A 24,663-nucleotide genomic window follows, 5' to 3' on the forward strand; every position below is an offset into this window, starting at 1 on the left:
GATCCCTCCTTTTGGGCGTCGCTTAGGACGCCATGCTTTCATAGGTAATCAGTGCGAACCGCGCACCCTGCGGGTCGGTTAGCGTCGCCATGCGCCCGACCCCCGGCATATCCATCGCGGGTTGAACAACTGCAGCACCCTTGGTTTGCGCCTTTTCAACACTCGCATCCACATCGGCCACTGTGAAAAAGATCGTCCAGCTTCCGTTATCCTCGGGCATGGGGGAAAAGCCACCGATGGCGGTCTCGCCAACAACAGCGGCAGAATAGCTTGATCCGTCCTGCATCGGCATGTCGTTGATGGTCCAGCCCAGCACATCCTGATAAAAGGCTTTGGCTTTGCCCTGATCCGGTCCGGAATGCCCGATCCATCCGGAATTTCCGACAGTTGTCATCTCTAGAATACTCATAAATGTCTCCCTTGGTTGTGCCCGCCACATACGGGTCTGATCCAAGGACGCGCGAGGTGCGGCCTTCCCTACATGCCGCGCAATTCTTTTTGACTGAGCCTGATTTTTTCCGTGACGGCATCACGTTCAAGGGTCGTGGGAGCAAGCGTCATCACGGTTTCAAAGGCGGCGATGGCCGCCTTGTGATCGCCCGTTTCCTGCAAAAGCCCACCCCGCATTGCGTGATACCAGCGATAGGCGGACAGATCATTTTCCAGTGGCGCCATCGCGTTCAACGCGTATTGCGGGCCGTGCAACTTGGCCTGTGCAGCAATCTGGTTGAGTTTGACCACAGGGGTCGGCTGCAGCACATGAAGGGCGGCGTAGTGGCTCTCAATCAAGGCCCAGTCGGCGTCTTCAGATGAGGCCGCGCGGGCGTGAGCCGCAGCTATCGCGGCCTGAATGATATAGACCCCGCGATGACCAATACGTTGGGCTTTTTGCAAAAGACCCGTTGCCTCGGCGATGTCCGAACGGTCCCAAAGATCGCGATCCTGATCGTCCAACGCGACAAGCTTTCCATCTGCATCGATCCGGGCCCGCCGCCGGGCGTGCTGGAGCAACAGCAACGCCAACAAGGCGGACTGCTCACCCATGGCCGGGAACAAAGCCACAAGCAGTCGGGCGAGGCGGATGGCCTCTTCACACAATGTAAGCTTCATCTGCTTGGGACCGGCCGAAGTCGACCACCCTTCGCTGAACATCAGGTAGACCATTAGGGAAACTTCTCCCAGCCGCGCGCCCCTCTCTGCCGGGCTGGGCGTTTCAAAAGCAACCGGGTTGTTCGCAATCTTCTTTTTGGCACGGGTGATCCGTTGTTCCATTGTCTTAGGTTTGACCAGGAATCCACTGGCAATCTCTTCGACGCTCAACCCCACGACTACCCGTAAGGCGATGGCAATCTGATCCCGTCGATCCAATTCCGGATGGCAGCAAATGAACAGCAGTCGCAAGACATCGTCGCGCACCTCATCAGGGTCAGGTGTTTCGGTGGGCACCGGTTGAAACTCCTCTGAGTGGCGAGACAAGATTGCGGCGCGGCGTTGGGATTTGCGTACATGGTCGAGGCCCGCATTGCGGGCAGTTGTCAGAAGCCATGCCAACGGATCACGAGGCGCGCCATCCTTGGGCCAAACCGTTAACGCCTTCAGACAGGCTTCAGCAAAAGCTTCTTCAGCCGTGTCGATATCGCGAAACACCCGCGTCAGTGCCGCAATGGCACGCGGGCGTTGCTGTGCAAATGTGGCTTCCAGCCAGTCCGACATGGCCTACTCCGATGAAATGACCCCCCCGGCCCAAGCCACAGGTCGTACTTCCAGCCGCGCAACAGGCGAGGAAATCATCTTTGCGTATTCCAAAGCCTCATCAAGATCTTTGAAATCGGCGGCGTAGAAGCCAAGGAAATTCTCCTTCGTCTCGGCAAACGGACCGTCGGTGATCAGCGGCGCGGTGCCCTCGCTGGTTGCCGGCTCGACCATCACTGCAGAGGTAGGCGGCATCAGCTTTATCGAAACAAACTCTCCCCGATCCTTTAACGCCGTTTGCAGCGCGCCGTGGCCCGACATTACCTCGTCTTGGCGGTCTTTGGGCAGCGCCTCAAACACACCTGCCTCCCCATAGATCGTGATTGCATAAATCATTTTTGCCTCCGTCCTTTAGTTACATGCTGCAAGGACGTGCGAGCACATGCAAATCCGACAATGAACCAATTTTGGTGTTGGCGCGATATCGTGGTTCTGCAATTGAAACACACGTTGGTCAGAAGGAACGCTATCTGATCGTCTTTAACCTGAAAAAATGCACTCATTGTGCACCAATAAAACCCAAGCGGTTTAATCACGCCGACAGGGTCGGGGCAGCGAATCTAGTAGGCCCAAAGACTACGCGGGCTCCCAAAGCTCAATCGGATTCCCTTCCGGGTCATTGAGCCACGCAAACTTGCCATTCGGATATGGAGAATCTGGATCGCGACGCACTTCGATACCTTCAGATTCCAGCTGCGCAATCATTTTTTCGATGTCGCGAACACGAAAATTCAACATGAACGCCTTTTCCTGATCTCCGAAGTACTCGGTCACCTTTTCGAACGGGGCAAACACAGTTTCACCTGCTTCCTGCTTCCAACAGGGCGTTTCATAGTCATTGGGTACAAGATCAATTCCCAAGTGGTCACGGTACCATTCCGCCAACGCGGGAGGATCCTCTGCTCTGAAGAAAAACCCGCCAAATCCCAGCACTTTTTCCATCGTAGAAACCCGACCTGCTGTTAATTCGAATACGTTACTTCAATTTGCTTCATTTGATAAGCTCAGCTCATGTCGTCTTGGCTGATCGTAGGGAGCCATGAATTCGACGCCAAGATGCAGAACGGTGCTTTCCAATTTGGCGTGTCCGAACAAAACTTGCACGACTCGCAGGTTGCCCGCTCTTTTGGGGATCTGTGTTGCTTCGGTCGTCGACGGTGAACTTTTGCAATGGAATTCGCTCAATCGGAAATTGCGTCAATGGGCGAGGTTTTTTGACTGGACAGCGTGAGACAATCTTGTTTGGTTGCGCTGCGCCACGCTCAGTATTCAGGAGGTCTCAATGCCCCAAGCATCCGACACCAACCGTCGTATAGTTCTTGCTGAACGCCCCAACGGACAACCGGACGATAAAACGCTGCGGCTTGAAATCACCGACATTCCGACACCCGGCGACAAAGAAATGCTGGTCCGCACGGTGTACTTGTCTCTAGACCCCTATATGCGGGGTCGCATGAACGACGCAAAATCCTACGCCGAACCCGTTCCGATCGGCGGAGTTATGACGGCTCAGGTTGTGGGGCAGGTAGTGGCTTCGAATCTGGACGGATACGAGGCCGGGGACTACGTTCTCAACATGAGCGGCTGGCAGGATTATGCAATCTCAACTGGAGAGCAGGTCGTCAATCTTGGCAAAACACCAGACAATCCCTCCTGGGCTTTGGGCATTTTGGGGATGCCCGGCTACACGGCTTACGCTGGGTTGCTGAAGATTGGTGAACCAAAGGCCGGGGAAACTGTTGTCGTCGCGGCTGCGGCTGGTCCGGTCGGGGCAACCGTGGGTCAGATCGCCAAGCTAAAGGGCTGCCGCGTGGTGGGTATCGCGGGTGGCCCGGAAAAATGCGAACACGTCGTAAAAAACCTTGGATTCGACGCATGTATTGACCATCGCGCGGCTGATCTGGGGGCTCAATTGCAAGACGCCTGCCCCGATGGCATTGATGTCTACTTTGAGAATGTCGGCGGCAAAGTGCTGTATGCGGTCCTACCGCTATTGAATCCGTTCGCACGCGTTCCCGTCTGCGGCGTCGTGTCCTGGTACAACCTACCGGGCTTGCCGGACGGGCCGGATATGGGCCCGGTAATTATGGGTACTCTGTTGCGGATGAAGGTCAGGATGCAGGGCTTCATCATTTTCGACAATTTCGGCCCAGAGGTCTACAGCGAGTTCGTGCGGGACATGACAGGCTGGCTTAAGGACGGCTCAATAACCTACAAAGAACATGTAGTCGAAGGACTCGAAAATGCTCCGGCAGCGTTGAACCAGCTGCTGGCCGGGAAAAATTTTGGGAAAATGGTTGTAAAGGTCGATTGAACCGGGGCGGCGACAATCATACCTCCTTGTTCATTTGCGAAACAGATGGGTGTCAAACTTCAGTAGAAACAGTGGTGACATCCGATGCCAACCGGAAGGCGGTTTTGCATCTGATGGACCGCCATTAGGTGAGCTTGCCTCAGATGTGCTCTGTCTTGAATTTGGGTCCGTTATCCCCCTACCCCCAGAGTTCGCAGAAATTGCGGCTCAGGCATCGCTCACATTTCGATACCAGTGTTTTGGGCGGGGCGTGGTTAACTTGCGCACCGTGATTGACTGATTTCACTAAATTCTCTGACTTGATCGAATGTCGCCGAGCTGGTTCACTTCTTCTATCCGCGACGCCCAAATGACTCAACGACGCGCAGAAATACCACCTGTGTGGCGTGCAACAGAGAAGCCAACACTCCGCAAGACCCTGCTTGAAAGGGGCCTAAGCAACTGGTGTCTTTGCCAAAATGAGGAGGTACCTAAAAAGCGCTTATCGGCCATGAGGCCTGTTCCCAAAAAACCAATGCAGCTTAAGGAGAAGGTAAATGACCAATGCAATCTACAAGAAGATCGATGTCGTCGGCACGTCAACGGACTCCATAGATGAGGCTATCAGGTCGGGCATCTCCAAGGCGGGTGAAACTGTAAAGAACCTTGATTGGTTTGAAGTTTCAGAAATCCGGGGTCACATAACGGATAGTGAGGTTGCTCACTTCCAGGTTGCGATGAAAATCGGGTTTAGGCTGGATTGAGGCTGGACGACTTCCCAAAGACACTTAGCAACGTTTGCGGTACAACCACAGAAAATGCCGGCTACCAACAAACGCAAACGTCCCATAGACCGATGTCTTCGAATTCTCGGTATTCGGAATAGGGATAGCGATTATTGACGCGACTATTGGGGCCTTTTCTGCAACCATTGATCCTAACTCAGTGCCGCCCGCCCGTTTGTCGCAGCCGCATGATTGCAGCGTTTCTGCGATGACCCGCCTGGAAATGTTGCCGAAACCCTTAACTCGCCGTTGCAGCAGGCGTTTCATAGCCCATTAAAGCTTTCAAGGCAGGTGGTTCATTTCGTATGGCCAACAACTTCGCAACTGAACCCTCTGCCCTTAACGTGTCATTCCGCACTCAGCCGGAACAGACTCTAATTACATACGCCCGGTTAGGATCTTCACCAGGTCCGGTTCCGCTTTTCGCGTCTGCTCCAAATCTAGGCTATTTTGAACGTGCAAGAGGTGATGGCGAATTGCTTCTTCAGCGGATTGCGGATCTCGGCTGACGATAGCGTCAATAATCGATGCATGCTCATCATCCGGGCACGTTGAGGCCTGATTTGTGCCGAATAGCGCGACAATCAAAGAAGTTCGGGTTACCAATTCGCGTACAACTCGGGTCAGAACCGAGTTCTCATTGCACCTTGCCAATTCGACATGAAAGGCACCTGAAAGGCGGATAATTTCGGTTCGGTCATCGCTTTTGCGGGCGACGTCTTCCTTCTCGACATGGGCGCGCAGGCTTTTTACACCATTTTCGCCAATGCTGCTTGCCAGTTCCCGCACGATCCCGGTTTCAATCATAAGGCGGGCAACAAAAACCTCGCGGGCTTCATCAGCACTGGGGCAGGCTACATAGGCGCCACGATTGGATTGCAGGTCGACGATCCCCTGACTGCTGAGCAACAGCAACGCGCGGCGCACACGCATTCGGCCAACACCAAACGTCTCACACAATGCCAATTCGCTCAGCTTGGTTCTGGGCGCAAGCTTTTGTTCCATGACAGCTGAGTAAATCCGGTCGACGATCATTTGTTCGTCTGGATCGGCTCGCAAGGTGCCGAGCTTGTTTTCAGCTTCGTTTGTCATCTCGTTCCATACCAGTGGAATTGGCCTGAAAATTGTTAATATCTGCAAGGTTTTCTTATGACAATATATCGAAATGATGTTGACAATATCAATAGTTGCGCCAACAAAAAACGTTGACATAAATTGTTAACAATGCAGAACTTGACCTGTTCACCGGGAATCGACCGATGACACCGTCTGTTTTTGCAAGCGCCCGAAAGAGGCGCCGAGACCTCAGTAGGGAGGAAAAAATGAAACGCAGAAATCTGATGAAATCTTCTGTTGCTTTAGCGTTGGCGGCATCCGTCCTTGGATCGACGGCTTGGGCCGAAAATCCGGTTCTGAAGATTGGCTTTGTTGGCGTTACGTCTGGTCCGGCGGCTGCCTGGGGCATCTCAAATCAACGTTCGATGGAGGCACGTGCCGACTGGATAAACGAGTCCGGCGGATACAAGATCGGCGATACCACCTACGATATCGAAATCGTTTCGTTTGACGACCAAAAAGACCCCAAACGCGCAATCGCCGGTATGGAAAAGATGGCGCAGGAAGGCATCCACTATGTGGTCGGTCCCAACGTAGACGACGGTGCCGCAGCGGTGCGGCCAGTCGCCGAAGCCCAAGGGATTATGTATTTCCCTTATGCATTCCCGAAAGAGCTGTACTCGGCCCCCGCGTCGAACGCCGTTTTGGGAATGGTTGCGAACTATCAATCAGGTCCCGCAATCTATAAGTATCTCAAGGACGAAAAGGGCGTGAAGTCCGTCGCTTTCGTCGCCGCGAACGAGTCCGATCCGCTGAGCCAACGGGATGGTGGTGTCGAAGCAGCCAAAGCGTTGGGGCTTGAAGTTGTTTCGGACAATGTGACCTATCAGGTGGACACCACGGACTTCACGCCGGTTCTGACCCCGGTCATGCGCACGCAGCCTGATTTGCTGGTTTTGTCCGGCGTTTCCCCGGCCAATGCGCCACAGCTGATCCGTTCCGCGCGTGAGCTTGGGTTCCAGGGCATCATATCTACCGAAACTGCGCAGGATGCGACGGTTCTGCGCGAAGGGGCAGGAGATCTGGCCAACGGGTTCATTTCGGTTGGCGGCGCATCAACGCCTGAAATCGCATCGGATGACATGAAGGAATTCGTCAAACGCTATACCGATATGTTCGGCGAATATAACGACGAGTCGAACACCAAGGTCTACGCGCTAGAGTATATTCTGGCGACGTTGAATGCGAACCCGGCCGGCATCGAAGACGTCACTGCGTTCCAGGCCACGATGGATACGTTCGAGGCACCCAATCCCTTCATGAAGGGCGACGCCAAGATGCGCTATGTTGGCACAACCTCGTTTGGCCAGAAACGTCAGATTGCGGTTCCACTGGTCGTAAATGTCTATCAGGACGGAGAGTTTGAAACGCTCTTTGTCGCTGAAGTCGACTGAGGCAATACTCCCAACCAGGGCAAAATCTAACGAGCCACTCACTCTCCCGGGCTGATTTTCAGCCCGGGATACCCGAACCTTACGCGGGACACCTATGGAACAGATACTAGCAAATGGCATCTATCTGGGCGCGCAATACGCGATGATCGCCCTTGGATTGACGCTCATCTTCGCCCTGATGAATGTACTGAATTTTGCGCATGGGCAGATGTATGTTCTCGGAGGCTTTGTCACTTATACGTTCTACGGCCAATTGGGCTGGCCGTTTGTGCTGGCGCTGCTGGCATCCTGCATCACCTTGGCAGTGCTAGGCGCTTTGATTGAGCGTTTTTTGTTTGCACCCGTCATCCGACGATCTTCACGCGAGGAAAGCACGATGCTGTTGGCGGCTGGCCTGGCTTTTCTGTTCGACGCGATAATCCTGCTGGTCTTTGGTGAGAAACAGCGCGGCGTTCCCAAGATCGTCGATGGGGTCTTCAATTGGGACTTCCGGCTGATCATGCCCTATGACCGCATTTTGATCTGCGTTTTGGCCATCCTTTCCATCGTTTCATTCATCCTGTTCATGCAATATTCCAAAACCGGTCGAGCGCTGCGCGCGTTGGCACAGGACCGTACAGCTGCGCAGTTGATGGGGGTCAATGTTGACCGCTATTCCATGATCGGTTTTGCCCTGGGTGCGATGCTGGCTGGTTTGGTCGGCGGGCTATTGGTGACCATCACCGGGGTCAATCTGGGGATGGGAGGGCCGACATCGATCAAAGCCTTCATGATGGTGATGATCGGGGGCGCAGGCGTAATCTCTGGCGCAATCGCGGGCGGGATCATTCTTGGTTTTCTAGAAGCCATCGGTCTTGCCGTTCTCTCGCAGTACGGCGACATTACCTATCTGCTGATCTTTATCTCGTTGATGATTTTCCTTGCCATCCGCCCGCAGGGGCTGATGGGCAAGCCGTGGGGATAACATCGTGCCGAAGCTCAATATGATCCAATGGGCCGGTTTGGTGGTGTTCCTGCTGACGATCTTCGTCGCAGTACCCGGCTTTGTCGCCGCCTCCGGACGGTCCGATTTGTACTACACGCTGACTTCGGTGGCCTTGTTGTCCATCGCCAGTGCAGGTGTCTGGCTGACATTCTACATCGGGCGCATCAATATCGGTCAGGGTGCTTTTGCACTGATCGGGGCCTATGTCTCGGCCATTCTTGTGACCAAGGTTGGGATATCCTTCTGGTTGTCGCTGCCTTTGGCCGGTGTGTTCGCCGCAGCTGTGGCGGTGGTGATTGGATTGCCAATCCTGCGGTTGCGCGGGGTCTATTTTGCGATGATCTCGCTGGTGTTGACTCAAGTGGTCACACTGACTGCGCTGGCTTTACCAGTCACGAACGGGGCAAAGGGGATCACCTCGATTCCGTTGCCCGGTGGCGTGTCGATATTGGGACTGACCGTGATCCCGGATTTCGCGACGCTTGAGAACCCTAGACTGGCATTCTACTACACCGCCTGCGTGCTGATGGTTCTGACCTTCGCCGCCATGTACCGGCTGGTGAATTCGCGGCTTGGCCATCTGTGCCGGTCGATGCAACAAAACGAAGAACTGGCAAGCTCTATTGGCGTCAATATCTCGTATGTCCGGGTCATTGTCTTTGCGATTTCGTCCTTTCTGGGTGGTATCGGTGGGGCGATGTTCGGCTCAATCGCACAGTCGGTTTACCCTTCCAGCTTTCAGGTCGCCGACAGCGTGAACTTCATGCTGAACTGCTTCCTTGGCGGGTTGGGTTACGTCTTTGGTCCGATGCTGGGCACGCTGGTTCTGTACTTTGGCTGGGACCTCCTATTCGAGCTCGGCCGCTTCCAGTTGCTGGCCTATTCCAGCATGTTGATCATCCTGATGCTGTTCCTACCTAACGGCCTGCTCAGCCTGCGGCTGCCTGGCAAGAAGGAGTCAGACAAATGAGCCACCTTCTGGAAGTGCGCCATGTTACCAAGAAGTTCGGCGGACTGACCGCCAACAACGACATCTCCTTCAACGTCAATGAAAACGAAATCCTCTCGGTGATCGGGCCAAACGGGGCAGGTAAAAGTACCTTGTTCAAGATGATTTCCTCTTTCCTTCCGACGACAACCGGCGAGGTGCTGTTCAATGGTGAGAGAATCTCAAATCTGAAACCGCACGTGGTGGCACGCAAAGGTGTAGTCCGTACGTTTCAGGAAACGACCATCTTCAAATCGATGACCGTGCGCGAAAGCATTATCGTCGCCCAGCATCTACGCGCCCGTGCCTCACTGGCTGGCTATTTCTGGGGCACAAAAACAGCGCACGAAGATGTCGACAGCTTTGGCCAATATGCCGACGACCTGATCGAATTTCTTGGCATGACGGAGATCGCCAATGAGCAGGCCTCGAACCTGCCGCAGGGTAATCTTAGGGCGCTGGGAATTGCCATTGGATTGGCCACCGACCCAAAGGTACTGCTGTTAGACGAGCCTTTTGCCGGGATGAACCATGACGAGACCATGAAAATGGTCAATCTGGTCCGCAAGGTCCGGGATGACCGGGGTGTCACAGTCCTGTTGGTGGAACACGACATGCCCGCGGTGATGAATATCTCCGACCGGATTGTGGTGCTGAATTTTGGCGAGATGATCGCCGAGGGTACGCCTGTGGAGATCCAGAACAACGAAAAAGTCATCGAAGCCTATCTGGGCAGCGCAGATGATGAGATCGGGATCTGAACCATGGCAAAGATGTTGGAATTCAAGGATGTCGAACTCTATTACGATCACGTCTATGCACTGAAGGGTGTGTCGATTGATCTGGAACAGGGCGAGACTGTTGCCCTGATTGGCGCTAATGGGGCCGGCAAAAGTTCAATTTTGCGCGCAATTACCGGCTTGGCCAAAGTCAAGTCCGGCTCGGTTGCCTTCGAAGGTGAACAGATTGACGGTGCCAACCCGGCTGAAATCGTCTCCAAGGGCATCGCCATGGTGCCGGAAGGGCGCCGGGTGTTTCCATATATGACCGTGAAGGACAATCTGTTGATGGGCGCGTTCACGCGGTCAGATAAGGCAGGCATTCAGCACACGCTTGAATCAGTACTGGAACGGTTCCCGCGCCTGAAGGAACGCTTTTCCCAATCCGCTGGAACGCTTTCAGGCGGTGAGCAGCAGATGATGGTCATCGGACGAGCGTTGATGGCGAAACCGCGCCTGTTGTTGCTGGATGAGCCGTCGTTGGGCATCGCGCCGAAATTGGTGCAGGATATTGCGCGTTCGATAGTGGCCATCAACCGGGATGAGGGCGTCTCCGTTCTGCTGGTCGAACAAAACTCGCGCATGGCGCTGTCGATCTCGCATCGTGCGTATGCGCTGACAACCGGGAATGTCGTCATTTCGGGAAACTCAAAGGAACTTCTGACTGACCCACGGATCAAAGCTGCCTATCTTGGCGGAGAAGTGTGAGGATGTTGTGAAACTGCTTGTCGTCAATCCCAACACCACCAGTTCAATGACCCGAAAGATCGAAGCTGCGGCCCGAGCAGTCGCGGATTCCGATACCGAAATTGTTGCCGCAAACTCGCAAGACGGACCGGCCAGCATCCAAGGCTACCTGGATGTGTCAACCTGTGTGCCTGGGTTGCTTGACGTTGTAAATAAACACCCGGATGCGGATGCCATTGTCGTGGCTTGTTTTGATGACACAGGTGTTGACGCGGTACGCTGTGTCACATCGGCACCGGTCATTGGTGTAGGCGAGGCGGCATACCATGCGGCATCGATGATCAGTCCGAAATTCAGTGTCATCACTACATTGTCCCGCTCGCTTGCAGGGTTAGAATCGAATTTACTTCGCTATGGTCTGGACCGCCGCTGTGTACGGGTTCGCGCATCTGACGTGCCGGTTTTGAAACTAGAGGAAAACGACCCGAACACTGTCGACAAAATCAAGGCTGAAATTCGGGCTGCGATTGATGAAGACAGAGCTGAGGCAATTGTATTGGGTTGCGCCGGCATGACAGACCTGATGTCGAATTTATCAAAGGAATTTGGCCTGCCGGTGGTTGATGGTGTTGTTTGTGCCGTGACGTTTGCTGAGGCATTGGTCAAAGCCAAATTGACGACGTCGAAACTCTGTTCTTATGCCTGATAACCTCGATCTGGAGGTTCCGTAACACTCTTTAAGCCCTTGACCATCGTCGCAGTAGCAGCTGCGTGGCGTGTCAGAGGATCTCACAGGACTGAACTCTCAGGTCACGTGGTACGTTAACCCTACCCATGGTAAGCAACACGGTGCTACCGGGGTAACACCGTGTGGCATTGTCTTATGCAATCAGGTTCTGGTCGATCACCTCGAACGCAAATTCGTCGACTGTAAACATGGTGTCATCCACCGCCGACAGCTCGACAGCATCAAACGTCGTGCGCCCCAGCGATCCAGAGAAATCACCATCGTCAGCATCCGCCACCAAGGTACCAACCAAAACACCGTCATCGTAGAAGGCAACCTCGACTTCACCGCTGCCGTGGCTGTCGCCAAAGCTAAAGATGAACTCCACCGCTTCCAGATCCGTGTCCTCCAGCGCAATTCTGAGGCTTTCGTCACCGTCGACCGATGCGGCATCGCGGCCAAACAACGAGTCGTCGAATGAGAACACGCCAATCGCACCATGCTTGATCGCAACCAATTCGAAATTGGTTGGATCAACCGCATCCACTTTGATACCCACATCCGAAAACGTCAGGCTGCTGCGCACCGGACCAAGCCGGTCGACATCCACAACTTCGCCATCGATGCTTTCAAAGGCCTTGGTTGTGAACCAGCGACCTGCTTCGAACTCCACCGCCAAACTCTGGGTCTGTGGTATGAACAGGCTTGTCACCATGGGATCGTGATCCGAAGCACGCGCGCTGGTTGCGGCGAACTCCGAGTTTACGTGGACGATATCAACCTGAGCCCCGGAATGCAGATCCTCGGACACCAGAATATGATCCAACGACTGGCTGTTGCCCTGAAATTCAAAGCTATAGCGCTCGTCCTCGGGGATATCGTTTGTCAGGTTGACGAGGTTGGTATTGGTCTCAAGGTCGGCCACAGGTGAGACAAACTCGAATTCATTGAAGTCACCCAGCACAACCGCGTTGGCGCCATCGCCGAGACCATTGATGAAATCCTGAACGGCCTGGCTCTGGGCCTGGCGCTCATCCAGGCTGCCGTTCACGTCAACGTCTTCCTGTCGGGCGGCAAAGTCCTGTTCGGTCCCCAGAATGGGCGCAGAACCACCTTTGGATGAAAAGTGATTGTTGACCACGGTGACGGTTTCGCCGTTGAAAACAAAGTCAGCAACCAGCGGCAGGCGCGCACCTTCAAAGGCTTCGCCTTCACCCTGCCCTCCTATGGTCTGCACGGACCCTTCCACCAGCGAGACACGTTCAGGGTTGTACAGAAATGCCGTGCGGATATTGCCACCGGGTTGCCCGCCGGATGTGCCGTCCCCAATAAAGGTGTTGTCTATAACCTCATAAGCCGGACCACCGGCTGCCAGGATCGCCGCGGCCAGTTCCGCCAGGGTTTCCGACGCCGAGACGGTTCCGTCATTGTCCGAACCCGAGTTATCCTGCACCTCTTGCAGACCAATGATGTCAGGGCTGTTGAGGTTGTTGGTTATCTGCTCGGCAATGGCTGCAAACCGGCCGTCGGCAACGTCCTGATCGCCGTCGTTGTCGTTCGGGTCAAGATTGAGCACATTGTATGTGGCAATCGTCAACTCGTTGGCGGACCCTTCAAGAGTGGTGGTTTCCTGCTCCAACCCGGCTGACCGGATATTAGGTGTAAAGTCCTCGGTTGGTAGGATTTCGAAGTTTCCGAAACTATAGCTAACCACACCGGTGACGTCGCCAAGGTGATCACCGACATTCACGGTCGGAAAGTCGAAATCGAAAATTCCGCTGTCTTCGTCGATCTGAATTTTTTCCGGGTTGAAGTCGTCTGGTGAGATATTGAGCGTTCCACGCTCTGAAAGACCCGTCGCGCCACTTCCCTGATCGGCCACCGCAAAGATTTCGCCGAACCGGCTGGTTCCGCTGACGGCCTGCAGATCGGTGGCGGTCACGCGCATCCCTTCCAGACTTTCGAAGAAATCGATGCCATCCTGGGTTGGATCGAACGAGGCAAACGCATCATCGTCGATGCTTTGATTGGGAACAGAACGCTCACCCGGGTCATTGCCAATCAGAACCGCATCGGGCAGTTCATTACCCGATGACTGCACCTCTAGGTCAAAAACATTGGTCAGTTGTGTGGTCGGCAGATTGCGGCTGCCGGTGCCGCCGGGAAAGAACTCGGCAACGGTCCCGCCCACAGAAATGGCGTCACCTACCGAAACGGTCGGGCTTGATCCCGTGAACACGAAAATCGCATCCGACGTCGCATCGTTGCCGTCGCCATCCGGGTCTTGCAGATAGAACCCGTTGGAATCCACCGCGGTGACGATACCGCTGGTTTTAACCATATCGCCCAGAACGCTCGATGGTCCGGCGGGCAAGTTCGCGAAGAAATCGGCAGCTGTTTGGCCATCTGCCAGAACAAATTCAGACACATGGCCTGCGCCCTGGATTTCGTAGATCGAAACGATTTCAATGTCGCTGGCCGAGATGGACACCTCGACAACAGGGGCCAGAATACCGTCGAAGGCGGGATCGTCCGAGGTGACCGTGTGCTGAATGTCCACGACCTCGGCCCCTTCGGGCAGATCGTCGTCAACGGCGGTGACGGCGACTTGTTGAGGCTGGTCAAAATTGGTCGCGTCAAACACCAGTTCGGTTGGCACAACGTCAAGATCAGCTCCTGCGGCTATTGTGACCGTGACAGGCTGATCGGGCGCGACGGACAACGTGACTTCATATGTATCCGCCATACCCCCTTCATCGGCTGCAAGATCCAGATCGTTGATAATGACCGATGGCGAGGGCGCAGCATCTGTGACTGTGAACCCCGCTGGTTCGACATCATCAATCCTGGTATTGCTGGTTGTCCAGTTATCGGGATCGTTGATGGCTGCCTGTAGCTCGGCCTTTGTACCGGTAAGCGGGCCGTTATAAACGCCGTTGTCGATTTCGGTGAGGGCAATTGCGCTGGTTCCGACGGTTAGCCCTAGGGGCAGCGCAGACGTATTTGACGATGTTGCGTCGGGCTCATATCCGTCCCCATTGAAATGAACAGATGCGACAAAGCTGGGCGTGTCGTCGTCACCTTGATAAGCGTGGATCTGATCGCCGCTAGCCGAGAAGTTTGGCCCGGTAAATGCGGGGTTTATCACCGTACCCGCAGCAATGTTTGCCGGGGCGGTCCAGACAAAGACCCCCTCGTTGCTGCGGAACCCGCCAGCTGCGAACCAACCGTTGTCAGTGAACTTGATCTCGGTTCCGGCTTCGATGTCGGTCAAAGCAACAAATGTGAACTCGTCGGGATTGTCGGAATTGAACCCTGTAAACGCAATATCACCCGCAGCCAAAGTAGTAACCATGTGAACCTCGCTTTTAGATTTGATGGATGAAAGGCGTGTCGATATGCGACTCGCCCCAGCACAACCCAAGGTAGCTCAACCCGACGGCGTTAGTTAATTGGTTGTGCTCGACAGGCCGAATACGGCGGAGCTTTGCCGTTTGAAAACACACAACGTTTTTTTGATCCGAGTGCGACTGTCCAGCTGTCTGACACCTGAGGCCGTTGTTCTTGTATCGTCTCAGGATGCATTGATTATCGCGGCGCTGAGCGTTTAACCGCAGATAAAGCAGTAAAGTTGTCTGATCTTTTCTGGTTGAGCGATGAAAAATTGACCCGCCTTGAACCCTTCTTCCCTAAATCCCACGCCGGCCCCCGCGTTAATGATTGGTGTGTCCTGAGCGGGACCAATCATCAGTCGAAATAAGTTGATGTGGCGAGATCGATGGTGGGCATTTTAAGTGAAACTCACGCCGTTTCAGCAGGTCTCGGATCCGGCGGGCTAACGCGCAAACGCTCAGTAGTGTGTTCAGGTGGAAAAAACTGCGCGACAGAACTCATTCATCCTTAAATGTGAATATACGCACCGTCACCTTGCGATGTTCGGCAGACTCCTCGTCGTCAGGACCATCCGCATCGAGTTCGCCGTGTGATTTGCCGGTGAAGACCGCTCCGGACCCGATATGATCGTTCAGAAAACTAACCACCGTGTCCCTGCGGTCGCGGGCGAGTTTCTGGTTATCAGAAACCGAGCCTTTGGTTGACGCAAATCCATCGACAACAATTGGAACCCGCCCCGCTCGCACCAGCTCGATATCGCCCTTTGGTATGCCGTCGACAAATGTCTTAAGCGCACGCGCCTGATCGTCTGACAGGGTCGATTGCTTTGGCTTTTCAAAGAGAATGGTGTGATTGCGCGTGGACCGGACCTTGCCGGGCAATTTCTTGACCGACACCTGCTTCAGCGACACTATGCGCACGGCCTTTATTTTCTTGCTGCTGAATGTCGGGCTGTCGAATTCGGAAACCATCTGCTCGATATGTACCGAGCCGTCGGCCCACAGGTCGATCATGCCGTTAAAGTCGTAATCCCCCGTGCCTTTCGGATCCCAGTTGCCCGTGAAGTCATATCTGATCTTGCACATGGCTTCTTTTGGAAGACTGAGCGCCGTGGCCGTGAAATTCACGCTGAACGAAGACGCAATCAGGTCGTCAGACTCGGAAGCGACAAAGCTGATCTTTGCGTGGCGTATATCGTGGCCGTCGATTTCGGTTCGGATACGGATCTTGAACTTCGGATCGGAAAATCCGACACGTGGGTGATAGGCATCAAAGGTGAAATCGGTGACGACCTCAAGGAATCTGCTGTCCGGCTGTGTATTGGGGTGGATGTATCGCGACGGGGTGGCGGAAACCGAGACATCTCCCTTGGTGAATTCGGCCTTGAATTCCTGGAAGACCGCAAGCCCAAGACTTATGGCAGAAATGGCATCGGTGCTGCGAGAAACGCCTTCTTGAACAGCCACGTCGGGAACGACCGCTGGTAGTGAGATCGGTGTGATGTCTGGCAGAACCTCTTTTTCCGTTTCCTTGCCGCTCATTTCGGCGACGTCCGCGACCACGTCAACCGGATCGACATCGACAACCTCACCCTCGATCACGTCGTCCGGTTTGGGCGGCGGTGCGGGTTTGTAATACTTGTCGATCATGGACAGAAAGTCATCGATGGCCGCGTCGCGCATTGTGTCCTCGCTGGCCGGACGCCGCGGTTCGATGATGTGGTCGACATCGTCCGTAAGATCGGCATCATCTGGCATCGTACCGACGTCCTGAACCGAGAAGCTGCCTGCTTCGACAAGCGGGATTTCGTCATCTGCGGGCGGCGCTGTTTCTGGAGCGGCTGGTACGGCGGGGGCTTCTGCTTCAGGGGCCTCTGCCGATGGCTCTTCCCGCTGAGGCGGTTCCGGCGGAACCTCTTTCAACGGTTCGGGGACTGGCAGATCGCTGTCCCAGCTTTTGATCACGCGTTCCTTCAGAAAGACGCGGGCTACCGGAGCGGGCGCGCTTTGCTCTGCGACCGGAGCAGCGTTTTCCGCCTGAAGTTCGGGCGTATTCAAAGCAGGACGCCGGGTCCCATAACGCCCCATGAGGCGGTTGGATTTCTCTCTCTTGTAAAGCGAGTCGAAGGCTTCCAACGGGTCCGGCCCATGAGGTCTGCCAAACAATCCGTTTGTGTAACGTGTCATCTCAGGTCCCTCCCATTCAGGTCAGTTTCAGCCGCAGCCGCTCGTGCCCGAGCGTCCTGAATTCCAACTCGCGCGCGCCGTCGGGCACATTTTCCACGGTCATCATGCGTGCGCTGGACTTTGCCCGGGTCAAACGCCCGTCCAGCCTGACGCTTTCCAGATCGACTTCGTCCAGATCGGCCCCAAACACCGCAAGGCTGACGCCCAGGCCCTTGCGAAACCGGACCACACGTTCGGGCCGTGGACGGCGGCGCGGTGCGCTTGCCTGTTCCATCCGGCGCGCAAGATCCACAAAATCCACTCCATCCACCCGAACGCCTCTGCGGGCCAGCCGGTTCAAGTCTTCTTTCGAGTCCACGCCATACCGTTTCAGCCGCTTCGCCTCGTCCGGTTTGATGGCGGCCTTCTCCACGTCTTCGATAGGGGTTTTTGGAGCAAGCGCCTCGTCGGTGGTGGTCTCGGCCACAATCTTGTCGGTAATCGACCCCAGTTTGAGATCCATCTTCGAAGCACCCTCTTCCCCCGGTTTGGCGGTGCGAAATCGGACGCGATCCCCGTCGTATTCGGCAAATACATTGAGCGACAGACCCATATCCTCGACCGTATAAAGCCGCTTGCGCTGCATCGCCTTCACCCGCGCAACCTGATGCACCCTCTCCAGTTCGTCGGCGAGGCTTTCGACGAATTCCCGAAGGTCCCAGGATGAGCGGTCGCCATTCAATCGCCGGGGTCCTCCTTCTGTGAGGGCGCATCCGAATAGCGGATATTGACCCTGAACTGGTGAAGCACTGGCATGAAGCTGGTGCGATAATGCTGATCCGTTGGTGCGCTGTTCAATTGCAGCACCCCGTTGTCGCGCCGCGCCGAAAGCTCCATCGGCAAGCGCAACCGTACTTCTTCCAGGCTGAGCCCAGGCGCGCCGGGGTCCGCATCCTCCAGCATGGCCGCAAGCGTGTCCGACAGGCGCGGCAGCTTAGTCATTGATCCTGATCCCGGCTGGAATCGGCACATCGATCTTTCGGACTGTCCGACGCGCCGGGTTGCCGTTTTCATCGACATCATCGAAAGAAACAAGATAGGCCGGTGCCGCCTGCAATACTGTCTCCACCACCAGCGGCTGTTTGCCCGCCGGCAAGCGTTCAACCGCTTCGGCACCAAGCCGCATCCGCAAAGCCGGGTCCATGGACATAGCCGCATCGATTGCGGCCATGACATCCGCCGTGACCGTGTCGGGCGATAGGCGACGCGCAAGATCGGCAAACCCCGATGGCGTGACCTCAAGAGCGCCTGACAAGTGATCCCCTGCGCCGCCCGGTGTTCCGGTGAGTGGTGTATGACGGGCCAGACCAGCAACCGCGCCGGGCGCCACGAAGCGCATACCATAGCTAACATGGGTGGCGGTGGTGCGCGCATCCGACGGCACATTTCTTTTCAACGCCGGTATGTCAGCAAGTACATCGGACATCCGTGCAGGGGCCGCCCCGATCAGGAACAGTCGGTGTGGCGCGCTTGTATGGGCGCACAGGCGGATTTCATTGCCAATAAAGCTGGCCTCAGTACCTTTTCCGTTCTTCTGCACCAGCCTCACAGACACACAGATCTTTCCTGAATGCCGGGCCGCGGCGGTCAGAACTTCTGGCTCGATTTCAATTGTCGAGGACGCGCTGGCCCCTGCCTCCAAGGGTGCAAGTCTGAAGACACATCGTTTCAGGCCGGTTTTCGGAGTGCCGTCGCAGGATACGCGAATGTCCAGAAACGGGCTGCTCAGCCGCTCGGGGCCTGCCGTGACCGAAACAGGTATTTTCGCCGGGCGATCCGCTGCAAACATCCAGCTCGATTTGCCGTCACCCAAGTCTGTCTTGGTTTGCTTGGGCAATGCCAGCTTAATGCGCCGGTCCGCCTTGATCATCTTGCGGCCCGGAACAAACAGCTGACCAACGGCCCCTTCCGCGTCGCTCAGCGACAGCACCCGTTCCCATGGCAGGGTCGACACGAATTGATCGTGATTGATCTGCGGTATCCAGGCTTTGCCGTCGAACATTTTTTCAATGGGCAACCGCTCGACCACGGATTTGACCAGTTCGTGCCCTGGGCCGCCCAGCAATTGATTGATACCACCGGCGTTTCCGGCAACACCCTGTATCAGGCCGGTAATATGCTCGGGTTTAATGTTTTTGAGCAAACCGGTGATCATTGAGGGGTCGATTTTACCGCCCGCCCCGCCCAGCAAACCGGCCAGCGCAGAAGCGTCCATGCCTTGCGCCAGCAACGGCGCACCATCCGGGGCGGCAGGCGTTGGAACGTGTTCTGCTGGCGCAGCCGCCGGGCCGGGTGCTGGAGCGGCCACCGGAACCGGTTGTAAAATAACCTGCGGCTGGGGCTGCTGCTTGGGCACAAGCCCTTTTACGATTTGACCTGTGACCCCTGGCGCCGCGTCCGAAATCATCTTGGCAAAGACAGGCGCCAGCTGAGGTATCAGATCCATAATGACCTTCACGATCGAATCCAGCGCCAGTTCCGAGCTGTAAGTTCCGTCCGCCGCCAACCCATAACTGACATCAATGCCGCCGGTTCGACCCAATTGCCGCGCCGAAGCGGTGCTGGCGATGCTTTTGCCGCCGGTCAGCCCGCCCAGAAGATTGCCCAGCATTGGCGCAAGCATCGGAATGAGCGTCGGCAAAAGGCTTTTGACCATTGGCAACAGGGCCGCAAGAAACGGGATTGCCTGAGCGCGCGCCGTCGATCCCGGCTGTGCCATGGCCGCCGCTGCGCGGTTGATCGACGCTTCTAGCGCGCCCGCACCTCCGATTGGGGTGCCGCCACCCTTGATCCGACCGTTCAGCTCGGCCGCCAGTGACGCGCCCGAACGTCCCTGCGCCTGATCCAAACAATGAGACAGAACGCGAGTCAGGGTCCGTGTGGACGGTGCCCCCGGAATCCGGGGATCGCGTTTGCAAACCTCGTGCATTCGGGCAACCATCAACGCCATGCCACTGGCCAGTTCGGGTTGAGGCTTTCGTATGCGCCGCATGACCCGCTGTCTTCCGGTGCGCGTGCTTAAAGCGCCCGCCCTGCTGGCTGACGTCGGGCCAAGATCCGCGAGCATCGCCTCAAAATCGCCCCCATATCGTGACATCTCGCCCTCCAATCTGCTGTCCACGCTGACGTCCACGCCCCAGCGCCGTTCAAGCCCGCTTTCGATATCGGCATCCGGGTCAAAGCGGGACGATGACCCTCGCTTCAGCCGAAGCGCGATATGCGGGCGATGCGTCATGCTTTCGCGACCACCGCGCCGAAGTAAGCCTCTTTCCAGATCGGATCATTTGCGGGCGGAAACTCTTTGTTCGCACCCCAACTCCAGACTTTGACAGGCTTGGTGTCGTCGGTGATGGGTGCCAGCAAGGGCACCCAGTGATCGGCCACAAGGCTTGCGCCCTTGGCGCCGATTTTGCCCAGAACCCCCTGCGACGGAACATAAGACTGGGACAACTTTTTCGCGGATTGCTTGCCCTTCTTACCCTCTTTTTCCAGAAGCAGGCTGACATTGATGAACAGGACCGGCTGGTCGTCCGCTGTAACTTTGAGTTCCTTGAGATGATCAACGCTTTCATTGAGAATGAAGGTCGTCGTGGTCTGATCGTCCACCGAGCTGAACCCAATTCCAGATTTCAGCCAGGCCACCATGTCCGAGGGCCAAGAGATCGCGTCCCATGCCTCTTCTGGTGTGCCGTCGAAATCGTCGTTGCTGGTCCGACGCAGGCTGGCCAACACCATCCAGTCCAGCAACAGGCTGGGCGGAAACGGGTCGGCCTTGAACTTCAGCGGCTCCAGCCCTTCCAAACCATCAGATTTTACCTTCAGGCTGCCAAAGGTTCCGGTCCCGGTGTTATAAAGCCCGGTCACAAGGTCGACAAAACCCTCGAAATTGCGGGTTGCAAACAAGTGCATGACCGCAGCGGGGCCACAGACGTTCAGCCGGTATTGGCGAATATTGTGCGGCTTGCCCTGTAGGACCGCAAGGCGGGCGGCAATGTCGGCACGCGGCAGGTTGGGCCATACGCCATTGCCGGTTTCTGCCGCAAAAGCGCTGATCTTCTGCGCGATTGCCGATGACTGACCCGATACGACGGGCCGGGCCGGAAGCGCCTTCGCCAGATCGGCAAACGGGTCGTCCCCGGCGCCGTGATGCGGAACAAACGGACGCGGCGCGCCTGATTTGATACCGGTTTTCTGTATGTCCATGTCTCACGCTCCCTCAGGCCGGCTGGCCCGCTGCGTCCTGCTGCGCACCCTGTTTCTCGGCAATCAACGCCTTGGTGCTTTCGTCGCCGAAAAGATCCGCGAAGTTGTCGAGCTTGAAGTAATCGCTCTTGAACTTGACCTCGACGAAACCCGTGATCTGCGCGTTCAGTTCGGTGTTGGTGACCAGTTCCCGCGACGAGACGGTGATCTTGGTCGATTTCTTGGATCCACCGCCACCAAACAGGCCAAAGAAGCTGCCGCCGCCCTGACCGCCTTTTTGCTGAATATCGGTGGATTTTTCCTTGCCCTGCCCCACTTCGGTCGAGCGGACGTTAAAGACGAGGCCGGCCCGGATGATACCTTCTGTTACGACAAGGCGGTTGTTGATCTGCAACATCACCTCGCGCAGCTGCAAGCGGCGTTCTTTGGCCAGCTTCAGGCGGGCCTCGAACATCAGCTTCTGGATTTCGTCGTTGGACGTATCGACCGCCATACCCGAGTTGGAATCTGTCAGGTCCCCGTCCGGCCCCATCGTGAACCGCAGGGGATCCGAGGTTGCCATTTCCGCCTGTGCATCCAGAGACGAAATATCGTCGCGGGCAATTGCGCCCAGCGGTTTGCTGAGTTGTTTGAACATGTCGACCATGCTTTGCGACTGCTTGATCGTGGAATCCACGATAGAATCGTAGGTCCCGGTGATCAAATCTGAAACAAAGCCGACGAAATCAATTTCCCCCATAAATTCAGAGGCTAAGCCAGGGACATCCCTGATGCCGGTAGGGTCCAGATCGTCGCCCGCCGCGAACGCTCGGGCAGGACCGCCCTGCCCTTTCACCTTTTTCTGGGCCAGCGCAACGCCGCTGCTGAGCATCTCACGATACATCTCAACCTGTTTGTCGCGCGGCATGGACAGGAAAGTCGTGTTCTCTGACAAGTAGCGCTTCAGGTCCGCACGCACACGATCCACAACCGCTTGATTGGCGTCGCCCGTTCGAGCTTCAGTCATCATGACTATGTCCTTTCGCGCTTAAAGCATGTCAGCGTCTTGCAAGGCCGCTTCTTCGGCCTCGGCGGCATATTCGTCTCCGACATCCATCGGAGCCTCTTCGCGTCCGTCATAGAAGTCATCGTCGTCGATCCAGTCGCCCACGGTATCGGGCCGTCGGAAGGCCGCCAGCCAGTTCTGCAGGATCTCAAGGCCACGTTCGATTTCCGCGTCCGGCGCGGTCTGCAACGTCGACGCATTGTCCGCCAGCCAGGCAAACAGATCGAACCCGTACACCGCCAGAGTGCGGCCGCGATCGGTCAACTGGGTGCCATAAACCATGCGGCGATCCTCGCGGTCATCACCGATGGCTTCGTTGAGAAGGCCTTCAACCACGGCCCAAAGACCCGAGTTGAAACGGCCACCCCAATATTGCTGCACTTCGGGCCGTTCAAGGATCGAGAAGCAGAAATGCATCTGGTGCCAGCACCGTTCCACAAGGTCGGGCATGTGATAGCCGCCTACATCGGACAGGAAGCGCTGCAGATTCAAACCAGCCCGCACAAAGCGGAACTTGGCGTACGAATAACCGCGATTGCTGTCCTCGCTGAAATAGGCACCCGCGTTGTTAACACGTTGCAGATCAATTCCCGCCTCACCGATGGCGCCCAGCAGATTGCGGGCAGCTTCCCCGCGCGAGCCTTCCTCAAAGACCATCGAGAAGGTCCGACGCCGGTCTTCGGCAGCCGGATAAACGATGCGATAGACCTGCCGGTAATGCGACAGCAACGCATTCGCGGGTGAATTGCCAAGGTCGTAAGCAAAGCTGTGTTGCCGCGCGACCAGTTCTTCGACCATGTCGATTATGCCAAGGCGGTCGAACTGATAGATGTAGTAGGCTTTGGCCATGGTGCGGATACGATCGGCGTCGATCCCAGCTGTGAACTCATCCTCGAACCTTCGCATACGGATAGGCGGCAATCCGGGTGGCGAAGCCAGCCCGCCGATCAACCCCCCGAACGAGATGCCTCCGCTGCCAAAACCACCCCCGGCCCCGGCAATGGACAATGCCGCCCGCGCCCAGTCGTTGTCAGGTGCGTTCGGGTCGACGTTCAGGTCGCTCAGCAGCGAAATCGCCGAGCGTTTCAGCCCAGGAGGTAATGGCCCGCCAAAATCTTCGACCGGCGCGGACAATCCGTCATCGCGAAGGGTTGAGAACAGCGGCTCGTAGCTTTCGTAAATTCGCAACTCAGGCAGGCTTTCAACCAGTTTTTCCGCGAAATCCGGATCGTTGAGTGGCACATTCCGCTCGGTCAGCAACATGTAGGCTGCATTGATCCGGTTGGTATCCGCCTCGATGTAACGCGCCGCAAAGACCACTGCGATCTGATCCTTGTACAGATCGGCCTGGTTTTGACGAAAGAACTCTTCAACACCTGCACGCAGCGTTTCACGATCTACCTCAGCCGGTTTGGCCTCGGCGGCAAGCACCGAATACATCGCTGCACCGGCAAGATCGTCAAAGCCGTAGCTGGCCAGAAAGGAGGCCCCGCCATTGGCCGAAATCGCGTTTTTTGTGATCGTCAGAAAACGGTGATACGTGGTCGATGGCAGTGCCGCTTTAATTGCTCGATTCTGGATCACCATCGGGTTGTTGATCCCCGCAGCGATTAGCTCATCCGCAATCTCATCGGCCCTTCCTGGTTTCAAAGAGACAACCCTGGCGACCATTTTTCTTACTTCAGCCGGTTTGACAGGCTTGGTCAGGTCGGACGGCACATAGTCGTTCTCGCGCCCAAGCGCATCCAGTACCTCGCCTTTAAATCCCGCATCGCCCGGACCAATGCCGGACGCCTCAAGCGTGTCAAATACCCGATCTATCGTTTTGGCTTCGGCCCGAATGCCGCGTGCCTCGAGCGTGTCGGCGATAATGTCCTTGAAATAATCCTCTCGGTCACGTTTGAAGATACCGGCCGCGCGTTTGGTCATGGCAGCGTCGGGTTCCTTCATCAATTCCGCAAAGGTTTTACCCTCCATCAGTTCAAACGCGATGCTCGCCACGATGTTTGGTTCTTCGATCAGAAATCCTTGCGCATTTTCAGATCTGACCCCCTCGCGCGCGGCTGTCATCACCTTGCGTCGAAGGGCACCGTCCGCGACATCGTCCATGATCAGGACACGGACGCGCACCGGCGTACCGTATTCATTGTCATCAAGATCTTTCTTGATTTGCGCTACGTCAGACAGGATGGCGGCTTCGACTTTGTCGACTTCCTTTTTCCGTTGGTTTGCCGCCATTTGCTTTCTGATATGGGAAGGTCTGTAGGCCATATGTAAATCCTTTCACCCAG

21 protein-coding genes and 1 pseudogene are annotated in these 24,663 nt (G+C 56.0%); 9 read left to right on the forward strand and 13 right to left on the reverse strand.

The window, feature by feature from the left end:
- Positions 1 to 22 precede the first annotated feature (22 nt).
- The 4 genes from GOW16_RS19760 to GOW16_RS19775 all read right to left on the reverse strand — a co-directional run bounded on the left by GOW16_RS19760 (position 23) and on the right by GOW16_RS19775 (position 2,694).
- The gene (locus tag GOW16_RS19760; RefSeq protein ID WP_170418835.1) at positions 23 to 409 is read right to left on the reverse strand and encodes a VOC family protein; all 387 of its coding nucleotides are present in this window, start codon (positions 407 to 409) and stop codon (positions 23 to 25) included.
- Positions 410 to 477: 68 nt separating this feature from the next.
- Complete coding sequence (locus GOW16_RS19765; protein ID WP_170418839.1) at positions 478 to 1,713, reverse strand: RNA polymerase sigma factor; 1,236 nt, start codon at positions 1,711 to 1,713, stop codon at positions 478 to 480.
- 3 nt (positions 1,714 to 1,716) lie between these two features.
- Entirely contained in the window at positions 1,717 to 2,088 is a 372-nt protein-coding gene (locus GOW16_RS19770) for a YciI family protein (protein ID WP_170378147.1), read from the reverse strand.
- A 240-nt stretch (positions 2,089 to 2,328) separates the two neighbouring features.
- Positions 2,329 to 2,694 carry a VOC family protein gene (locus GOW16_RS19775; protein ID WP_170418842.1) on the reverse strand — a complete coding sequence of 122 codons (366 nt, stop codon included), beginning with the start codon at positions 2,692 to 2,694 and terminating at the stop codon, positions 2,329 to 2,331.
- Between the two features lie 340 nt (positions 2,695 to 3,034).
- Here GOW16_RS19775 and GOW16_RS19780 point away from each other — a divergent pair, with 340 nt between their 5' ends.
- On the forward strand, positions 3,035 to 4,066 hold the full coding sequence (locus GOW16_RS19780) for an NADP-dependent oxidoreductase (protein ID WP_170418845.1): 1,032 nt from the start codon (positions 3,035 to 3,037) through the stop codon (positions 4,064 to 4,066).
- 536 nt (positions 4,067 to 4,602) lie between these two features.
- On the forward strand, positions 4,603 to 4,809 hold the full coding sequence (locus tag GOW16_RS19785) for a dodecin (protein WP_170418848.1): 207 nt from the start codon (positions 4,603 to 4,605) through the stop codon (positions 4,807 to 4,809).
- Between the two features lie 399 nt (positions 4,810 to 5,208).
- On the opposite strand, the gene GOW16_RS19790 is transcribed toward GOW16_RS19785, so the two are convergent.
- The gene (locus GOW16_RS19790; protein ID WP_170418850.1) at positions 5,209 to 5,922 is read right to left on the reverse strand and encodes a GntR family transcriptional regulator; all 714 of its coding nucleotides are present in this window, start codon (positions 5,920 to 5,922) and stop codon (positions 5,209 to 5,211) included.
- Positions 5,923 to 6,152: 230 nt separating this feature from the next.
- Here GOW16_RS19790 and GOW16_RS19795 point away from each other — a divergent pair, with 230 nt between their 5' ends.
- From GOW16_RS19795 to GOW16_RS19820, 6 genes are all read left to right on the forward strand, one after another.
- The gene (locus GOW16_RS19795) at positions 6,153 to 7,340 is read left to right on the forward strand and encodes an ABC transporter substrate-binding protein (RefSeq protein WP_170418853.1); all 1,188 of its coding nucleotides are present in this window, start codon (positions 6,153 to 6,155) and stop codon (positions 7,338 to 7,340) included.
- Between the two features lie 94 nt (positions 7,341 to 7,434).
- Complete coding sequence (locus GOW16_RS19800; protein WP_170418857.1) at positions 7,435 to 8,304, forward strand: branched-chain amino acid ABC transporter permease; 870 nt, start codon at positions 7,435 to 7,437, stop codon at positions 8,302 to 8,304.
- A gap of 19 nt (positions 8,305 to 8,323) precedes the next feature.
- Positions 8,324 to 9,295: a branched-chain amino acid ABC transporter permease gene (locus GOW16_RS19805; RefSeq protein WP_170418936.1), complete on the forward strand. Its 972-nt coding sequence runs from the start codon at positions 8,324 to 8,326 to the stop codon at positions 9,293 to 9,295.
- Positions 9,292 to 10,074, forward strand: coding sequence for an ABC transporter ATP-binding protein (locus GOW16_RS19810; protein ID WP_170418860.1), 783 nt, complete (start codon positions 9,292 to 9,294; stop codon positions 10,072 to 10,074). The genes GOW16_RS19805 and GOW16_RS19810 overlap by 4 nt, the downstream gene beginning before the upstream one ends.
- Positions 10,075 to 10,077: 3 nt before the next feature.
- Positions 10,078 to 10,800, forward strand: a complete 723-nt coding sequence (locus GOW16_RS19815) for an ABC transporter ATP-binding protein (protein WP_170418863.1) — start codon at positions 10,078 to 10,080, stop codon at positions 10,798 to 10,800.
- A 7-nt stretch (positions 10,801 to 10,807) separates the two neighbouring features.
- Positions 10,808 to 11,485, forward strand: coding sequence for an aspartate/glutamate racemase family protein (locus GOW16_RS19820; protein WP_170418867.1), 678 nt, complete (start codon positions 10,808 to 10,810; stop codon positions 11,483 to 11,485).
- Positions 11,486 to 11,660: 175 nt separating this feature from the next.
- Here GOW16_RS19820 and GOW16_RS19825 read toward each other — a convergent pair whose 3' ends face one another.
- On the reverse strand, positions 11,661 to 14,861 hold the full coding sequence (locus tag GOW16_RS19825) for an endonuclease/exonuclease/phosphatase family protein (protein WP_217354690.1): 3,201 nt from the start codon (positions 14,859 to 14,861) through the stop codon (positions 11,661 to 11,663).
- Positions 14,862 to 15,137: 276 nt separating this feature from the next.
- Here GOW16_RS19825 and GOW16_RS22870 point away from each other — a divergent pair.
- Positions 15,138 to 15,282: pseudogene (locus GOW16_RS22870) on the forward strand (IS5/IS1182 family transposase); the annotation flags it as partial.
- A 114-nt stretch (positions 15,283 to 15,396) separates the two neighbouring features.
- Here the strand turns inward: GOW16_RS22870 and GOW16_RS19830 are convergent.
- Genes GOW16_RS19830 through GOW16_RS19860 form a run of 7 tightly spaced genes read right to left on the reverse strand, consistent with a single transcriptional unit; the run spans position 15,397 to position 24,643 of the window.
- Entirely contained in the window at positions 15,397 to 17,085 is a 1,689-nt protein-coding gene (locus GOW16_RS19830) for a hypothetical protein (RefSeq protein ID WP_170418870.1), read from the reverse strand.
- Between the two features lie 16 nt (positions 17,086 to 17,101).
- Entirely contained in the window at positions 17,102 to 17,806 is a 705-nt protein-coding gene (locus GOW16_RS19835; RefSeq protein WP_170418873.1) for a hypothetical protein, read from the reverse strand.
- The gene (locus GOW16_RS19840; RefSeq protein WP_170418877.1) at positions 17,803 to 18,066 is read right to left on the reverse strand and encodes a hypothetical protein; all 264 of its coding nucleotides are present in this window, start codon (positions 18,064 to 18,066) and stop codon (positions 17,803 to 17,805) included. The genes GOW16_RS19835 and GOW16_RS19840 overlap by 4 nt, the downstream gene beginning before the upstream one ends.
- The gene (locus tag GOW16_RS19845; protein WP_170418880.1) at positions 18,059 to 20,359 is read right to left on the reverse strand and encodes a hypothetical protein; all 2,301 of its coding nucleotides are present in this window, start codon (positions 20,357 to 20,359) and stop codon (positions 18,059 to 18,061) included. Before GOW16_RS19845 ends, GOW16_RS19840 begins: the two co-directional genes overlap by 8 nt.
- On the reverse strand, positions 20,356 to 21,327 hold the full coding sequence (locus tag GOW16_RS19850; RefSeq protein WP_170418883.1) for a hypothetical protein: 972 nt from the start codon (positions 21,325 to 21,327) through the stop codon (positions 20,356 to 20,358). Before GOW16_RS19850 ends, GOW16_RS19845 begins: the two co-directional genes overlap by 4 nt.
- 13 nt (positions 21,328 to 21,340) lie before the next feature.
- Positions 21,341 to 22,336, reverse strand: a complete 996-nt coding sequence (locus tag GOW16_RS19855) for a hypothetical protein (protein ID WP_170418886.1) — start codon at positions 22,334 to 22,336, stop codon at positions 21,341 to 21,343.
- A gap of 18 nt (positions 22,337 to 22,354) precedes the next feature.
- Complete coding sequence (locus GOW16_RS19860; protein ID WP_170418889.1) at positions 22,355 to 24,643, reverse strand: hypothetical protein; 2,289 nt, start codon at positions 24,641 to 24,643, stop codon at positions 22,355 to 22,357.
- Positions 24,644 to 24,663 lie beyond the last annotated feature (20 nt).

The organism is Ruegeria atlantica, from assembly GCF_013033965.1.
Taxonomy (GTDB): Bacteria; Pseudomonadota; Alphaproteobacteria; order Rhodobacterales; family Rhodobacteraceae; genus Ruegeria; species Ruegeria atlantica_D.

Bases quoted from the DNA above. Each gene is read 5' to 3' on its own strand.
- GOW16_RS19760 (WP_170418835.1), bottom strand. From the start codon at position 409: ATGAGTATTCTAGAGATGACAACTGTCGGAAATTCCGGATGGATCGGG.
- GOW16_RS19765 (WP_170418839.1), bottom strand. From the start codon at position 1,713: ATGTCGGACTGGCTGGAAGCCACATTTGCACAGCAACGCCCGCGTGCC.
- GOW16_RS19770 (WP_170378147.1), bottom strand. From the start codon at position 2,088: ATGATTTATGCAATCACGATCTATGGGGAGGCAGGTGTGTTTGAGGCG.
- GOW16_RS19775 (WP_170418842.1), bottom strand. From the start codon at position 2,694: ATGGAAAAAGTGCTGGGATTTGGCGGGTTTTTCTTCAGAGCAGAGGAT.
- GOW16_RS19780 (WP_170418845.1), top strand. From the start codon at position 3,035: ATGCCCCAAGCATCCGACACCAACCGTCGTATAGTTCTTGCTGAACGC.
- GOW16_RS19785 (WP_170418848.1), top strand. From the start codon at position 4,603: ATGACCAATGCAATCTACAAGAAGATCGATGTCGTCGGCACGTCAACG.
- GOW16_RS19790 (WP_170418850.1), bottom strand. From the start codon at position 5,922: ATGACAAACGAAGCTGAAAACAAGCTCGGCACCTTGCGAGCCGATCCA.
- GOW16_RS19795 (WP_170418853.1), top strand. From the start codon at position 6,153: ATGAAACGCAGAAATCTGATGAAATCTTCTGTTGCTTTAGCGTTGGCG.
- GOW16_RS19800 (WP_170418857.1), top strand. From the start codon at position 7,435: ATGGAACAGATACTAGCAAATGGCATCTATCTGGGCGCGCAATACGCG.
- GOW16_RS19805 (WP_170418936.1), top strand. From the start codon at position 8,324: ATGATCCAATGGGCCGGTTTGGTGGTGTTCCTGCTGACGATCTTCGTC.
- GOW16_RS19810 (WP_170418860.1), top strand. From the start codon at position 9,292: ATGAGCCACCTTCTGGAAGTGCGCCATGTTACCAAGAAGTTCGGCGGA.
- GOW16_RS19815 (WP_170418863.1), top strand. From the start codon at position 10,078: ATGGCAAAGATGTTGGAATTCAAGGATGTCGAACTCTATTACGATCAC.
- GOW16_RS19825 (WP_217354690.1), bottom strand. From the start codon at position 14,861: ATGGTTACTACTTTGGCTGCGGGTGATATTGCGTTTACAGGGTTCAAT.
- GOW16_RS19830 (WP_170418870.1), bottom strand. From the start codon at position 17,085: ATGACACGTTACACAAACGGATTGTTTGGCAGACCTCATGGGCCGGAC.
- GOW16_RS19840 (WP_170418877.1), bottom strand. From the start codon at position 18,066: ATGACTAAGCTGCCGCGCCTGTCGGACACGCTTGCGGCCATGCTGGAG.
- GOW16_RS19845 (WP_170418880.1), bottom strand. From the start codon at position 20,359: ATGACGCATCGCCCGCATATCGCGCTTCGGCTGAAGCGAGGGTCATCG.
- GOW16_RS19850 (WP_170418883.1), bottom strand. From the start codon at position 21,327: ATGGACATACAGAAAACCGGTATCAAATCAGGCGCGCCGCGTCCGTTT.
- GOW16_RS19855 (WP_170418886.1), bottom strand. From the start codon at position 22,336: ATGATGACTGAAGCTCGAACGGGCGACGCCAATCAAGCGGTTGTGGAT.
- GOW16_RS19860 (WP_170418889.1), bottom strand. From the start codon at position 24,643: ATGGCCTACAGACCTTCCCATATCAGAAAGCAAATGGCGGCAAACCAA.